This is a genomic window from Anaerovibrio sp. JC8 (genome assembly GCF_002100115.1).
Classification (GTDB): Bacteria; Bacillota; Negativicutes; order Selenomonadales; family Selenomonadaceae; genus Anaerovibrio.
In genome coordinates this window covers 51,520-67,215 of sequence record NZ_ANBM01000007.1, presented here as the reverse complement: position 1 = coordinate 67,215, position 15,696 = coordinate 51,520, and the positions used below count along the sequence as shown (strand labels likewise).

10 protein-coding genes are annotated in these 15,696 nt (G+C 46.7%); all 10 read left to right on the top strand.

All coding sequences use genetic code 11. The annotated features are described in order from the left end of the window. Window positions 1-4 precede the first annotated feature (4 nt). Complete coding sequence (locus D081_RS08335) at window positions 5-3,655, top strand: dynamin family protein (protein WP_085023737.1); 3,651 nt, start codon at window positions 5-7, stop codon at window positions 3,653-3,655. Window positions 3,656-3,733: 78 nt separating this feature from the next. Continuing rightward, a complete protein-coding gene (dapF, locus tag D081_RS08330; protein ID WP_085023736.1) occupies window positions 3,734-4,573 on the top strand; it encodes a diaminopimelate epimerase in 840 nt (279 codons plus the stop codon). 17 nt (window positions 4,574-4,590) lie between these two features. After that, a complete protein-coding gene (locus D081_RS08325) occupies window positions 4,591-5,469 on the top strand; it encodes a YicC/YloC family endoribonuclease (RefSeq protein ID WP_085023735.1) in 879 nt (292 codons plus the stop codon). A gap of 15 nt (window positions 5,470-5,484) precedes the next feature. Beyond that, on the top strand, window positions 5,485-5,736 hold the full coding sequence (gene remA / locus D081_RS08320) for an extracellular matrix/biofilm regulator RemA (RefSeq protein ID WP_085023734.1): 252 nt from the start codon (window positions 5,485-5,487) through the stop codon (window positions 5,734-5,736). Continuing rightward, window positions 5,736-6,353, top strand: coding sequence for a guanylate kinase (gene gmk, locus D081_RS08315; protein WP_085023733.1), 618 nt, complete (start codon window positions 5,736-5,738; stop codon window positions 6,351-6,353). The genes remA and gmk overlap by 1 nt, the downstream gene beginning before the upstream one ends. After that, entirely contained in the window at window positions 6,353-6,568 is a 216-nt protein-coding gene (gene rpoZ / locus D081_RS08310; protein WP_085023732.1) for a DNA-directed RNA polymerase subunit omega, read from the top strand. Before gmk ends, rpoZ begins: the two co-directional genes overlap by 1 nt. Before the next feature lie 46 nt (window positions 6,569-6,614). After that, window positions 6,615-7,907, top strand: a complete 1,293-nt coding sequence (gene coaBC, locus D081_RS08305; protein WP_085023731.1) for a bifunctional phosphopantothenoylcysteine decarboxylase/phosphopantothenate--cysteine ligase CoaBC — start codon at window positions 6,615-6,617, stop codon at window positions 7,905-7,907. Between the two features lie 16 nt (window positions 7,908-7,923). Further along, window positions 7,924-8,226 (top strand): STAS domain-containing protein, encoded by a 303-nt coding sequence (locus tag D081_RS08300; protein ID WP_085023730.1) that lies wholly within the window; start codon window positions 7,924-7,926, stop codon window positions 8,224-8,226. Window positions 8,227-8,255: 29 nt separating this feature from the next. Then, the gene (locus D081_RS08295; protein WP_158087611.1) at window positions 8,256-14,357 is read left to right on the top strand and encodes a non-ribosomal peptide synthetase; all 6,102 of its coding nucleotides are present in this window, start codon (window positions 8,256-8,258) and stop codon (window positions 14,355-14,357) included. Then, on the top strand, window positions 14,354-15,682 hold the full coding sequence (locus D081_RS08290; protein ID WP_085023728.1) for an MATE family efflux transporter: 1,329 nt from the start codon (window positions 14,354-14,356) through the stop codon (window positions 15,680-15,682). Before D081_RS08295 ends, D081_RS08290 begins: the two co-directional genes overlap by 4 nt. Window positions 15,683-15,696: the final 14 nt, after the last annotated feature.

Below are 15,696 nucleotides of genomic sequence, written 5' to 3'. Positions count from 1 at the left end.
AAGTATGACTAGAGATTTATTAGAAAACAAGCTGGCAGCAGCTTACGATTACTTTAAAGATATAAATCATACCCGTAATATGAGCCATGTACGGCATCTGGCCCAGAAGCTGGCCAATGACCAATATGGTATCGCCTTTGCGGGACATTTTTCTGCGGGCAAGTCACGGCTGATAAATTCCTTCTTGGGGGATAATATATTGCCTTCCAGCCCTATACCTACCAGTGCCAATCTTGTAAAGGTGTACAAGGGGGAGGACTATGCCCGGGTATTCTTCAGCAAGGGCAAGCCACGAAAATATGTAGCTCCTTATGATTATGATCTGGTTAAGAGCTATTGCCGTGATGGGGATGCGGTTTCCTGCATTGAGCTAAGCTATTCCACCCTTAAGATTCCTTCTGGTGTGGAGATTATGGATACCCCTGGTATTGATTCAGCAGATGATGCCCATCGAATAGTTACAGAGGATGCTATTCATCTGGCTGACATTATTTTTTATGTTATGGACTATAACCACGTCCAGTCAGAGCTTAACTTTTCCTTTACCCGGGATCTGACCAGGGCCGGCAAGGAAGTGTATCTGGTTATTAATCAGGTGGATAAGCACCGTGATAACGAGCTGTCCTTTGCTGATTTTAAAAAATCAGTTTATGATGCTTTTGAAAGCTGGGGGGTAAAGGCCAGGGGGATTTATTTCATTTCTGCCAAATATCCTGAGGCACCACATAATCAATATTCTGAGCTGATGGCCTTATTGGATGACAAAATTGCCCATCGCAATGATAATCTGGAGGAGTCCATTTATGCTTCTCTCACCAGAATAATCACCGAATACATTAAGGATGCGGATAAAAATTCGGCGGCTGAACAAAATGACGCTAGGGCACTTTTGGCAGATATTTCCGAGGATAAACTCCATTTAATGCGTCAGGAGTATGACAGCTTACACAGGGAGCAGACAGCTCTTGCGGAGGATTGGGAGGAAGTCTTTAAAGCCGGTGTGGCCAAAATATTGGATAATGCCTATTTGATGCCTACCTCAACCAGAGATTTGGCCCGGGATTATCTGGAGGCCTGTCAGCCTTCCTTTAAGGTGGGGCTGTTTGGCCGTGGCAAGAAGACCATGGCAGAGCTGGAGCGCCGCAAGCAGGCCTTTTTTGAGGATGCCTCTGAAAAGGCCAGGACCCAGATAGAATGGCATTTAAAGACCTTCCTGGTTGATTTTCTGCGCCAGCACAATGTTTCCAACAAAGAACTGCAGGATAAAATTCAAACCATAGAAATATTACCGCCGGAGGAGCTGCTTACGGAGGCTATGCGTTCCGGGGCCCAGCTCACCCAGGATGGCAGCTATGTCATGAATTATACCCTTAATTTTGCCGAGGGCATAAAGAACGTGGCCCGGAGTCAGGCGGGGGAAATAAAAACAGCACTGGCTGATCTGCTGTCCATTCAGAGGCAGCAGCGGCTGGAAACCGTAAAAAAACGTCTGGAGGAGCTGAAGGAATACCAGCAGGCATGGAGTACACTGGACAATCTGGCAGCTGAAAGTGCCCAACGGGAGAGTCAGCTTAAGGAGCTGCTTGTCAATGAACATATGGCAGATGCAATATCCAATTTTGACGATTTGTCCGCCATTGAACTACCGGAGGAAGAGCTAGTAGAGCCGGATGGTACTTTAGATTCTTCAGATACATTAAAAAATAAATCCAAACATACAAAAAATAATCACCATACTATTGAAAATTCTGCATTAAACGCTGATTTCGATGCGGCTTTAATGAAGGCCTCCGGTACCGAAAAGCTAAAGGAAATGTCCGTCAAGCTCCACAAGGGGGCTGAGCTCATCGGTGAAATTCCAGGGGTTGGGCAGCTGGCCCAGGAGCTGCAGGAAAGGGCGGAACGCCTTAACAATAAAGGCTTCCTGGTAACCTTATTCGGTGCATTTAGTGCCGGCAAGTCCTCCTTTGCCAATTCCCTGCTGGGTGAACGCCTGCTGCCGGTATCTCCAAACCCTACTACGGCAGCTATCAACATGATATTGCCGGTGGATGAGGGGCATCCTCACGGCACAGTAGAGATTAAGCTGAAAAGCGACCAGATGCTTCTTGATGACCTTATCCGGGCCTTTAAGCCGTTTAATCTGCGTCCGTCCACCCTGCGTGAAGCACTGCAGCTGGCCAAGGATACGATGAACCAGGGGGGCAGTGCCCACCAAAAGGAAAAATCCTTCCTGCGGGCCTTTGTGGTTGGCTTTGCTGACGTTGAAAATAAATTAGGTGAGGTATTTAACAGTGATTTAAATGGCTTTGGACAGTACGCCGCCCAGGAATACAAATCCTGCTTTGTGGACTGGATCAAGGTGTATTATGATTGTCCGTTGACCGCCAAGGGAATAACCTTGGTAGATACACCGGGTGCTGATTCCATCAATGCCCGTCATACGAATATGTCCTTTAATTTTATCCGCCAGTCTGATGTGGTGCTGTATGTGACCTACTACAACCACGCCTTTGGCAAGGCGGATCGTGAATTTATTATTCAGATGGGCCGTGTCAAGGATTCCTTCCAGCTGGATAAGATGTTCTTTATTGTCAATGCCATTGATTTGGCGGAGGACAAGGACGAGGCGGATCATGTGGTAAATTATGTCCGCAAGCAGCTAAAATCTTATGGTGTTTCCAAGCCACAGCTGTTTGCCCTGTCCAGCCAGCAGGTGCTGGAGCAGAAGCAGGCTGGTGAAACTGCCCCTACGGAGTTTGAAGCAGCCTTCTATAATTTCGTTGTCAATGACTTAAATGATATTGCTCTTTCCGCGGCCAGACAGGAATATGACAAGGCTGTGGAGCGCATTAAGGACTTAATAAATATCAGTCATAGCGACAGTGCCCAAAAGGAGCAGCGACGGGCTGATCTGGAGCGGTTCCGCAGGGAAATTGACAGTGTTCTGGCTGATATAAATGACAGGGAATTAATGGCCGGCCTTAAGCAGGAAGCCACAGAGCTTATTTATTATGTTAAGCAGCGCGTATTTTTAAGGTATCTTGATTTCTTCCGTGAGTCCTTTAATCCGGCCACCTTAAAGTCTGGCGGTAATTCCAAAGTCCAGCTGAAGGAAGCATTGGACCAGCTGCTGGAAAGCATAGGCTTTGATTTGGCCCAGGAGCTGAGAGCCACCAGTCTGCGGACTGACAATTACATCAAAGGCTCCCTTGTGAAAATGCAGATACATGTCAATGAGCTGCTCAATCAGATCAGCAATGAATTTACCCTGTCCATAAAGGAATACAGCTATGAAAACAAGCTGACCTTCGAGCCGGCCTTTGTGGGACTGGACCGTGAAATGTTCCGGGAGGTATTGTCCATTTATAAGAATCCAAAGGATTTCTTTGAGGAGGGTGCCTCAAAGGTTATGGCAGAGGAAATGGAAGGCATTGTATCCAGATTGGCAGATGAATATCTGGCCAATGAGCATGCCAAGCTGATCAAGGAGGAATCTGCCGCCCTGGAGGAGTTGTACAACAAGGTATGTAAGCGGTTTGATACCCGTCTTCATGAGCGTTTGGCTACCAACCTTGCAGCCCTTGATGGCGGTTTGGACTCTGCCCGTTTGGAGCAGATTTATGAACAGCTTTTGCACTTGCAAAATCAGTGATTTATCGTTAAAATAAAATGATGTAAAAAAACAATTTACATTGTTATCTCCTATGTAAGTTAAGGAGGAAAATTCAGGATGAAATTTAATTTTACCAAGCTTCAAGGCACAGGTAATGATTTTGTATTAATTGACTGTTTAAAGGAGCCAAAGCAGGACTATATTGGTGCTGCCAAGGCCCTTTGTGACCGTCATTATGGTATCGGGGCCGATGGCATTTTACTGGTGCTGCCTTCTGACAAGGCGGATATCTGCATGCGGATTATCAATGCCGATGGCAGTGAGGCAGAAATGTGCGGCAATGGTATCCGCTGCTTTGCCCGCTATGTCTATGAAAAGGGCATTGTGGACAAGGAAGAATTCACCGTTGAAACCGGCGCCGGCATTTTGGTTCCCAAAATGATATTGGAAAATGGTCAGGTGAGCCAGGTTCGGGTGGACATGGGAGAGCCAATTCTGGAGGGGGACAAGATTCCTGTTTCCGGCTATGGCATGAACCGTGTTATAAAGGAAGCTATCACCGTCAAGGACAAGGAATTCCAGATGACCTGTGTTTCCATGGGCAATCCTCATTGTGTGGTATTTGTTGAGGATGCGGAGAGCTTTCCAATTTATGAATATGGCCCTCTCTTTGAGGCCCATGAGAAGTTCCCAAGAAAGACCAATACGGAGTTCGTTGAGGTCAAGGACAAATCCCATCTGCGTATGCGGGTTTGGGAGCGTGGTGCAGCAGTTACACTGGCCTGTGGCACCGGTTCCTGCGCTACCCTTACGGCAGCCGTATTGAATGGTCTGGCTGACCGCAGGGCTGAGATTCAGTTGGATGGTGGCAAGCTCCAGGTGGAGTGGGCTGACAACAACCATTTGTACATGACTGGACCGGCGGAGGAAGTTTTCACCGGGGTAGCAGATATTTAATATTTAGGAGTATATAGATGATAAAGAGTATGACCGGCTTTGGGGCCGGCGATTTTGAGAATGATTCCTTCAAGGCTCATGTTGAAATAAAGACCGTAAATCAGCGTTATCTGGAAATTAATTTCCACATGCATCACACCCTGGCACGTTTCGAGGGTGATATAACCAAAAAAATCAAAGAATACGCCTCCCGTGGTAAGCTGGACATAAATGTCAGCTTCCGCGATCTTCGGGAAAAGGCTGTATCCATTATCGTAGACAAGGGCCTGGTCAATGCCTATAGTCAGGCTCTTAATTCCATCAATGAGCAGATTGGCACTGACAGACCATATTCTGCCATGGATATTGCCCGCTTTCCTGATGTGCTGAAGGTGGACGATGATGCCAATGAGCTGGATGAGGCAGGCCCCGCTATTTTGGCAGCAGTAGAGGAGGCCATGAAAAATCTTGTGGCCATGCGGGAGCATGAAGGGGAAAATATTCAGGCCGATTTGCTGGCCCGTATTGATACCCTTGAGGACTATGTATCCCAGCTGGAGAAGCTGGCTCCTGAGATTGTGGCGGCTTATCGTCAGCGGCTTGAAGCCCTTCTGGAGCAGTATCTTGCCAAGGAGGATATTGACGAGAACCGTCTGATTCAGGAAACTGCCTTGTATACTGACAAGGTAAATTACACTGAGGAAGTGGTTCGTCTCCACAGTCATTTTGATCAATTCCGTACGATTATCAAGTCCAATGAGCCTGTGGGCCGCAAGCTGGACTTCCTGATTCAGGAAATGAACCGTGAAATCAATACTGTGGCTTCCAAGGCCAATTCCACCGGAGCAGCCCAGATTGCCGTGGATGTTAAATGCGAAATCGAAAAGATTCGTGAACAGATTCAGAACATTGAGTAAGGTTGTGGCTTAATTATGAAATTAAAGCTTATAAACATAGGTTTTGGCAATATAGTTTCAGCCAGCAGGGTAATAGCTATAGTAAGTCCTGAATCCGCCCCGATAAAGCGGGTAGTACAGGATGCCAGAGACAGAGGGGAGCTTATCGATGCCACTTATGGCCGCAGAACCAGAGCCGTTATCGTTATGGACAGCGGTCATGTTGTGCTGTCGGCGGTTCAGCCCGATACCATGTCACACCGATTTGATGAGGAGGATAAGAATTAATGCGTAAAGGTCTGCTGATTGTTATTTCTGGACCATCAGGCACCGGCAAGGGCACTGTCTGCGAAGTAGTGCGCAAGAAAAATCCGGATATAGCCTATTCTGTATCCGCTACCACCCGTGCAGCCCGTCCCGGGGAGCAGGATGGTGTAAATTATTATTTCCACACCAAGGAAGAATTTGTAAGCATGATAAATAATGGAGAGCTGCTGGAGTGGGCCAATGTATATGGCAACTACTACGGAACTCCATTAAAGAAAATAGAGGAGCAGCGGGCCAAGGGTATTGATATTATTCTTGAAATAGATACCCAGGGGGCCATGAACGTAAAGGAAAAATGTCCTGATGGACTGTTTATTTTCCTTGTTCCACCTTCTTTGGAGGAGCTGGAACAGCGTCTTTGCGGCCGCGGTACCGAGTCCGAGGAAAGTCTGAAGCGCCGTTTGGGTTCAGCTATTGCTGAAATCGAAATCGGCCGTCAGTACAGATACGTTGTAGTCAATAAAACAGTGGAGATTGCCGCCGATGAAATCACTAACATCATTAAGGCGGAGCGTCATCGCACTGATTTGAATATTGAAATTTTGGAAAAGTTAAAGAACCGGAAGGAGATTTTATAATGGATATTGTAACCCCATCCTTAGACCAGGTATTACCAAAGGTAGACAGCCGCTATACTCTTGTTTCCCTGGCTGCCAAGCGTGCCCGTGATATTATGGACGGCACTCATGATGTGACTGCAGAGCGTACCTCTATCAGAGACGTAACCAACGCTTTGGAGGAGATTTACGAGGGCAAGATTACCTATAAGCGTCTGCGTAATTCTACAAAATAATTAGGTGTTGGTTGTCCTATTTCTCTGCAGGTGGTGAGGGTATAGTATGTTAAAAGGCAAAAATGTTGTACTGGGAGTTACTGGTGGTATCGCCGCTTATAAGTCGGTGGAAATAGCCAGCCGACTTCGCAAGGCAGGGGCTTCGGTCCATGTTATTATGACCCGTGGGGCTCAGAATTTTATTACTCCCCTGACCTTTAGGGAGATTACGGGCAATCCGGTTACCACCACCATGTGGGGGGAGGTAACCCACCATAATGTGGAGCATATTGCTTTGGCCAATCTGGCTGATGTTGTCATAGTGGCCCCGGCCACCGCAAACTTCATTGCCAAATGTGCCATGGGCATGGCTGATGATATGCTGACCACTACCTTGCTGGCCACCAAGGCACCTATTTTCTTTGCGCCGGCCATGAACAGCAATATGTATGAAAATCAGCTTACTCAGCATAATATTGATTCTTTGATTGAGAATGGCTGGAATTTTATTCCACCTGAATCCGGGCACCTGGCCTGTGGGGTGGATGGCGTCGGCCGCATGCCCGAGCCTGCTGATATAATTGATTTTGTACGCTTTACCATGGCCTTTGCGGCAGATATGCTGGGCATCAAGGTTTTGGTAACGGCAGCTGGCACCTACGAGCCTATTGACCCTGTCCGCTATATCGGCAACCGTTCCAGCGGAAAAATGGGCTATGCCATTGCAGAGGCGGCCCAGAAGCGTGGGGCCGAGGTAATATTGGTTTCCGGTCCATCGGCACTTACACCGCCTGATGGTGTGGAATTTATAGGTGTTGAGTCTGCTGCTGAAATGCGGGAGGCTGTACTGGAGCGTTTCTCTGAGGCTGATTTGATCATAAAGGCTGCGGCAGTGGCTGATTACCGTGTCCGCGATGTGTCGGAGCAGAAGATCAAGAAGAATGACCAGGAGCTGACTCTTGTACTGGAAAAGAATCCGGATATACTCAAGGAGCTGGGGGAGAAGAAAAGACCAGGCCAGTTTTTGATGGGCTTTGCCGCCGAGACACAAAACCTTCTGGAGTATGCCAAGGCCAAGCTGGAAAAGAAGAATCTTGATATGATTGTGGCCAACGATGTGTCCCGCAAGGATGCCGGCTTCAATACCGATACCAATGTGGTTAAGCTGCTTTACCGCAATGGCAGCATCGAAGAGCTGCCAATTATGACCAAGCAAAAATTGGCAGATGAATTGCTCAATCGGGTGTTAAAAATTAAAATTAAATTTTACTTAGCAATATACGGACTATGTCTGTATATTGCTTTTTTTTGCAGGAATAGAAAAAATTTTGACGAATTGATAAATGATATAATTTTTTGAAAGGATGATCTGCATTATGGAGATAAAAAAGGAAAAAAATGGTTCAGCACTTACCCTGACTCTTATCGGAAAGCTATCGATACAGGAGGCCAAGGATTTGAGCAAGGTTGTTGATGAAGAATTGACTGATATTACCGATCTGACCCTGGATTTTAAGGATTTGACCTATGTGTCATCAGCAGGTCTCAGAGTTTTGCTGACGGCTCAGAACATAATGGATGATGCCGAGGGTGAAATGAAATTAATAAATGTACCACCATTTATTGTGGATGTTCTCAAATTGACGGGCTTCAATAAGTTTATGAACATTGTAGATTGATTTTTATATCTATCATGGGAGAAACGCAAATGAAATTATTAGTAAATGAATTTTTGGCTCAAGCATCAGCACATCCTGATAAGCCAGCAGTGATGGATTGCTATGGCACGGATACATATGGGTGTCTAAATCATCGTTCGGCTATTTTAGCTAATCGTTTACTTGATACTTTCCAAGATCAACATAATGGAATGAGGGTTGGTGTATTGCTGCCCCGGGCACGGGTTTACTTGACGGCGGTTCTAGGCATACTTCGTGCCGGCGGAGCAGTTGTACCCCTGGAGGAGGATTATCCGTCAGAGCGGGTTAAGTCGGTGCTGAAGGATGCAAGCTGTAGGGTCTGTGTTACTACTGAACAACTGGCAGCAAAGGTTACTGATGTTCCTGTTATGACCCTGGAGGATCTATTTGCTGAGGAAGGCACCCTTCAGGTGGATGAAACCATAAATTTGTCTGCCCCTGATAAGGAGGGCTTGATTCTCTTTACTTCCGGCTCTACCGGTAAGCCAAAGGGCGTTGTTCATCGTCAGACCTTTTTCTCCATGTGGATCCATACTGTTAAGGGGTACCATGCTTTTTCGGAAAAGGATGTGACCTGCTGTATGGCAGGGCTGACATTTATTGCCTCCTTTGTTGATCTTTATCCGCCTCTCATGGTAGGAGGAAGCGTGTACATTGCCAGTTCAACGGAGCGGATGAATGCGGACATGCTGTTTAAAATTATCCAAAAGCGCCATATCACCGGAATGTTTTTGCCACCCCAGATGTTCTATGTAATGAGGGAGTTGTACGGGCGTTTGCCCCTTGATTATGTTGTCCTGGGCGGGGAAAAGGCGAAGGCGAAGTACACCATGGACGGCAATATAATTGAGGTATATGGCTCCAGCGAATGTGCAGCTATTCTTCTCCACAAAATATCCCAGGAGGATTCCCGTATGCTGGGAAAACCGGGGCATAGTGTAAAGACTTATCTGCTATCTGATGATGGAGAATTGATTCAGAAGCCGGGGATTCTGGGTGAGCTTTGCGTAGCAGGTCCTTGGCTGGCTTTGAGATATAACAATATGCCACAGGAAACGGCTGCCAGGTTTACGGATAATCCATTCTGTGAAGGCCGCCTGTTTCACACCGGGGATTATATGGCCTACGATGAGTCCGGAAATCTTCTGTTCCATGGGCGAAAAGACCACATGGTGAAGCTCAGAGGCTATCGGGTTGAGCTTGGTGAAGTGGAACTGACCGTGCAAAAGGCCAATGGAGTCAAGGAGGCGGCCTGTGTCACCCTTCGGGTTCATGGCGGTGACAAGCTGGCTTGCTATTATATTGGCGACAGGGTGGAAAGCAATAATTTACGGAATCATGTGAAGGCTGTTTTGCCGGAATATATGGTGCCGGATTATTTTGTATATCTTGATGAGATGCCCCGAAACGAACGAAACAAGGTGGATTACTTAGCCTTGAAGAATATGGAGCCACCAGTGGAGGAGGAGGTATATGAGCCTCCGCAGAATGAGCTGGAGGCGAGGATTTGCTCTGCCTTTGCCAAGGTTTTGGAGTTACCCCGGGTCAGTGCATCGGCAGACTTCTTTAATATGGGCGGAACCTCCCTTTCCGTGGCTATGCTGGTGGCCAAGCTGGATGATACCAGCCTGTCATTTAATGATGTGGCCTCTTATCCAACTCCACGGGCTCTTGCTGCCTATATACAGGAAAAAGCCCATAATAATTATCCGGAAAAGCCACAAATGGACCGTGAATTTTATCCTTTGACCAAAACCCAGATGGGTATTTATCTGGAGGGCTTAACCGGTGGAAATAATGCCACCTACACCCTATCCTATCTGATGGTGGCAGATACCCGTGTAACTGCTGAACAGCTGGCAGCTGCCGTACAGGAGGTCGTGGCAGCTCATCCTTCCATGAAATATATTATTCGGGCGAGGAAGGATGGTATTCCCCATATGTATATGGCCCCTGAAGCCGTGGTTGAGGTTCCTGTGACAGATGGCAGTGAGGATAAACGCCTTGATTTTATCCGTGAATTTATGCCAGTGGTACCTATGACAGAAGAGCTACTGTTTTATTTTGCCATTTATCGCACCCCGGAAAGATGTTATTTGGCCTTAAAGAGTCATCTGATTTTTCTTGATGCTACCTCCCTGAGCCTTCTGATTAGCGAGCTGAACCGTGCTCTTGGTTCTTCCTCCGGAGGTGTGGAATATCTGCAGGAGGAATATACCATACAGCAGGTGGGGATGTATGAAGAAGCCCTTATGCAGGGCGGTGCCCATAAAAAGGCCGAGTCCTATTTTCAAAATTTGTTTGCCAGGATGGATGAAGTGCCGGCTCTGGTGGGTGATCGGGAGGGTAGCCTGACCCCGGGAGTAAGCGAAAACATTCGTTATGTACCGAAAACCCTTGCACCGGAAAGGGTCAAGGCCTTCTGTAGCCGTTACCAGATTTCCGAAGGCAGCTTCTTTATGGGAGCCATGGCATTACTGTTATCCAAATACCTTACTTGTAAACAGGTATCATTTTCCAGCGTATACAATGGCCGGGCCCGGACGGGAATGGATACCACCATTGGTACTCTTATAAAACGAATTCCTGTTTATGGAGATTTTACAGAAAATATTTCCGTGGTGGATTATCTGAAAAATATGGGACGACAAATCGTCAACAGCATGGGCAACGATATTTATTCCTTTGATGAGGTGCTGAAGCATTGTCCTGTAAATGAGGATGTGGAATTCATCTATCAGGGGGATTTATTTACTGATAACATGGGCGGTGGCCATGGTAACAGTGATGCTGAAGGTGGCAATCTCATTTGTGGAGATTCCTACTTCCTTGAGCATTACCACACCGGCATGGTAACCGGGTGCTTTTCCATTCAATTCTTCTGTACCGATGGTCTTTATAACATGACCATTGAATACCGTAATGAGCGGTTTTCACCGGCCTTTGTGAAGCGGTTTGCCCAGGATTTATTTACTGTGGCTGAGGGGCTTTTAAAGGAGGAATTAATTGGTGATATTTCCCTCCTGACAGAAGATGACAGGAAGTCCTTGGCACTCTTCAACAATACAGAGGTGGCCATGGACTTTGTGCCGGTACAGGAGCAGATTCGCCGTCAGGCCCATATGACACCGGATAAAGCAGCGGTTACTGCCGCCGGAAAGACCTTGACCTATAGAGAATTGGATGAGCTTTCCGACAGGGTGGCCTATTCCCTTTTACAGAAAGGGGTGACTATGGAAACGCTGGTAGGTGTTCTCTTTGACCGGGAGGTTTGGACCTATGTGGCTGAAATCGGCATATTAAAGGCCGGCGGGGCATTTGTGCCATTTATTCCGGAGTATCCGGACGAGCGAATTGAGTTTTGCCTGGAAGATGGCAATATTCCTATTTTGCTTACCTCAAAGGATTTGCTTGCTTCACGTTCCGCCCTAAAGGAGCATTGCAGGGTTTTGTCTTTGGACGAGCTCATTGAACGTGAGGGTGCAGAGGCTGCTCTGCCAGTTGTTGGTGCTGATAATTTGGCATATTGTATCTATACCTCCGGTACCACGGGCAAACCAAAAGGGGTAATGATTGAGCATAAAAATATTGCCAATTATGTCCATCGTAATGAAAAATCTCCGGAAATCATGCATTATACCAAGCCTGGGCGCATTGCACTGGCCCTAGCCTCCTTCTCCTTTGACGTGTCCATTGTGGAGGAGTTTGTTCCCCTGTGTAATGGGTGTTCTGTGGTAATTGCCACTGAGGAAGAAATACACACCCCAAGTCAGCTGGCTCAGCTGATTCTGAACAATGGGGTAAATGGCATCACCTGTACTCCAACCTATCTGTTGGGGCTTTTGGCTATTCCGGAAACGGCGGAAGCCTTAAGGCAGATTACCTTTTATGATGTGGGTGCTGAGGCCTTCCCAGCCGGTCTTTATCAAAAGCTGCGGGATTTGCGTCAGGACAGCGTGATTTTAAATGTTTATGGTCCTACAGAGGCCACTATGGGCTGTGCCGCCGAGGAAATGGCGGATAGCAGGGTGGTGACTGTTGGTACGCCTATAGCCAATACCCAGTTCTATATAGCTGATTCTTTTGGTAATCCATTGCCAGTTGGCATACGTGGCGAGCTGATGATTTGCGGTCAGCAGGTTGGTCGCGGCTATATTAATTTGCCTGACAAGACGGCGGCGTCCTTCTTTACCCATGATGGGGTACGGGCATATCGTAGCGGTGATTTGGCGGCATGGACCGATGAAGGAAAAATCCGGGTCTTTGGCCGTATTGATAATCAGATAAAGCTGCGTGGCTTCCGAATTGAACTGGATGAAATCGAAAAGGTATTGATGGAATATCCTGCCATTAATTCAGGGGCTGTTTCTGTCCTGAAAAAGGGAACGGGTGAATATCTGGTGGGCTATTATACTGCGGTTAAGGACGTGGATGATAATGACCTTAAGAACCATCTTGCTGCTAAACTCCCTGAATACATGGTACCTAATCTGTTTGTCCATTTGGAGGCTATGCCGTTGACACCAAATGGAAAGGTGAACAGGAGAGCGCTGCCAGAACCGGATTTATCAGCCTTCAGGGCCCAATATGAGCCACCTGCCACAGATGTGGAAAGGGCTCTTTGCCATGCCTTTGCTTTGGCTCTTAAATTGCCGGAGGACAAGGTGGGGGCATTGGATGATTTCTTTGATTTGGGTGGCGATTCCCTCAGTGCCATGGTGGCTTTGGCCAACGCGGATATTTCGGGACTGATTGCCGCAGATATTTTCCAGAAGCGTACCCCTAGAAAAATTGCTGCTATTGCCATGGAACGCATGAAAATGGGCAGTATCGAGGATCGGGAAATGGAGGCCCGGAAACGGCCATTGGCATTAACACCGCTGCAAACCCAAATCTTGGATGTACAGCTTTTCCGTCCGGATGCCACTATGTGGAGCAATATGCATTTTCTTGTTCAATTTGAGCCGAATGATGTTGATATTCATCGATTATGTAAAGCAGTTAATCGGGCAATTAACAATCATCCTGCCTTATCATCCGTATTCCGTTTTGACGAGAACCGGGAGCTGGTGCAGCAGTACGTGCCAGGTCTTTTGGAGGAGATTGAGGTTCAGGATATTAACGAAGAAACTGTACCAATGCTGCCGGATGTATTGGTGATGCCATTTGATAAAATATTAGATGCCTGTCTGTGTCGCGTGAAGGTATTCCGTTCGCCGTCCCATGGATATCTGTTTATGGATATTCACCACATGTTGATGGATGGTGATTCCCTTGGTGTGCTGCTGGCGGATATTGTAAATGCATACTTTGATCGTGATCTGCTTCCTGATTATTACTTTGCCCTTCGCAGTGAAGAAATACAGCGGATGAAGCAGGGGAGTTTTGAAGAGGATAGGGCTTGGTTTGAGTCCCGATATGGAGATGAGGTTTGGTGTAATATGCCTGATGAATCGGTGGAGGCCCAGATGCTGGTAGATCGTGACCATATCGATCAGGCTGATATGGATAAAAGACTTGAGTTTACAGCAGATGATGTGGAAAAAGCTGAGAGCTTCTGGGGTGTAAGCCACTCAGTTATGGCCATTGGAGCGGCTCTTTTGACCCTGTCCCGCTTTACGGGCAAACAGCATGTTATGGTAAACTGGATTTTCAATAATCGTTTGGCTGTGGAGGCCCAAAATGCCGTGGGTATGATGATAAAGAATTTACCGGCGGCTGCCCGGATGGAAGAATATACATCCATGTCTGACTTCCTTCTTTCAGTAAAGGAGCAGGTGGCGGAAGGAATTGCCCATAGCTCCTATGATTTTATGGCTGGGAACTATGAAGCATTTGTCAATGATTGTATTGAGGTAAATCTTCAGCTGGGAATCAATGGTGATGAACTGGATGTGTTAAAGCCAACCCTGATTGAACTTAATAATGATTTTTCCGCTGCCGGTGCCCGTTTGGAGCTGGAGCTTTTGGAAAATGAGCATGGGGATGGAGGCTTTGATTCTGAAATGGAATATGCAAAGGGGCTGTTTGACCCGACGCAAATGGAAGACTTCCACAATCTCTACGTAGAAATACTGGAAGGGATTGTCCGTTGTGAGGATAATATATGAATATAAAACTGTCAGATCATTTTACATGTGGCAAACTTGTTTTGTTTGCGTTGCCCACCATTGGTATGATTCTGGTTTCTACAACCTATGATCTTATTGATGGCTATTTCGTGTCCAATTATATTGGTAAGACAGCCTTTGCTGCCATAAATATTATTTATCCATATTTGTTGGCGATTATGGCCGTGGGGATGATGTTCGGAGTTGGTGGCAGCGCCCTTATTGCCGCTGAGCTGGGCAAGGGGGATAGAGATCGGGCCAACCGCTACTTTACCATGATTATCAAGGCAGCCTTTGGTGCTGGAATTTTTCTTGGAGCTGTTGGCTTGTTTGCATTACCTACAGTGTCTGGTTGGCTAGGGGCTACAGAGGATATGATGGCCTATGGATTGCCTTACGGTCGTGTCCTGTTAGTATTTATGCCAATAGCAATGCTTAGCTATGCCTTTCAAAGCCTATTAATTACTGCTGAAAAGCCCCAGTTTGGCTTGTATTTTTCCCTGATAAACATGTTGTCAAATATTTTTTTCGACTGGCTGTTTATCGTGATTTTTGGCTGGGGCATGACTGGAGCAGCACTGGCTACAGCCATAGGTATGTGCCTTAACGGTATTTTGCCTCTTATCTATTTTATGCGGGAAAATACCAGTCCGTTGCGGCTGGTTAAGAGTGGCTGGGAGATTGGACCATTGCTGGGGGCCATGGGGAATGGTTCCTCAGAAATGGTGACCAACGTTTCCACTGCATTAATTTTTATTTTTTACAATATGCAGCTTATGCGATTTATTGGTGAAGATGGTGTTGCTGCCTACGGAACGGTTCTTTTTGTTGAGGGTATTTTTGCCGCTATCTTTTATGGACTGGCTATGGAGGCTGCCTCTGTAGTGGGTTATCATGCAGGTGCACAAAATTATCAGGAGCTGCAGAGCCTGTTGAAAAATGGCATTAAGCTTAATTTGGGCTGTGGTATAGTGATGTTTGGTACAGCTCAATGCTTTGCCCCATTTGTGGCAGAAATCTATTTAGGCTATGATGCTGAGTTATGTGCTTTGGGAATATATGCCCTTAGGATGTTTGCTTTTGCCTTTATATTACAAGGCTTCAATGAATATGCGTCGGCATACTTTACTGGCTTGGGTAATGGTAAGGTTTCAGCAGCTATAGCTTTTATGCGCACCTTTGTGCTGCAATCCGTTGCCATTTTTGGCCTGCCACTTCTTTTCGGTGTTGATGGACTGTGGTTTTCCCAGACCTTTGCTGAGGTGGTTTCTACAGTGGTGGCCATCGTTTTCTTAATCAAATTTCGTCATGAATACATGGGGTAAAATGATAGATTATG

What these genes read in the sequence shown, in the direction of transcription:
- D081_RS08335 (WP_085023737.1), top strand. Translation starts at nt 5, where the DNA reads ATGACTAGAGATTTATTAGAAAACAAGCTGGCAGCAGCTTACGATTAC.
- dapF (WP_085023736.1), top strand. Translation starts at nt 3,734, where the DNA reads ATGAAATTTAATTTTACCAAGCTTCAAGGCACAGGTAATGATTTTGTA.
- D081_RS08325 (WP_085023735.1), top strand. Translation starts at nt 4,591, where the DNA reads ATGATAAAGAGTATGACCGGCTTTGGGGCCGGCGATTTTGAGAATGAT.
- remA (WP_085023734.1), top strand. Translation starts at nt 5,485, where the DNA reads ATGAAATTAAAGCTTATAAACATAGGTTTTGGCAATATAGTTTCAGCC.
- gmk (WP_085023733.1), top strand. Translation starts at nt 5,736, where the DNA reads ATGCGTAAAGGTCTGCTGATTGTTATTTCTGGACCATCAGGCACCGGC.
- rpoZ (WP_085023732.1), top strand. Translation starts at nt 6,353, where the DNA reads ATGGATATTGTAACCCCATCCTTAGACCAGGTATTACCAAAGGTAGAC.
- coaBC (WP_085023731.1), top strand. Translation starts at nt 6,615, where the DNA reads ATGTTAAAAGGCAAAAATGTTGTACTGGGAGTTACTGGTGGTATCGCC.
- D081_RS08300 (WP_085023730.1), top strand. Translation starts at nt 7,924, where the DNA reads ATGGAGATAAAAAAGGAAAAAAATGGTTCAGCACTTACCCTGACTCTT.
- D081_RS08295 (WP_158087611.1), top strand. Translation starts at nt 8,256, where the DNA reads ATGAAATTATTAGTAAATGAATTTTTGGCTCAAGCATCAGCACATCCT.
- D081_RS08290 (WP_085023728.1), top strand. Translation starts at nt 14,354, where the DNA reads ATGAATATAAAACTGTCAGATCATTTTACATGTGGCAAACTTGTTTTG.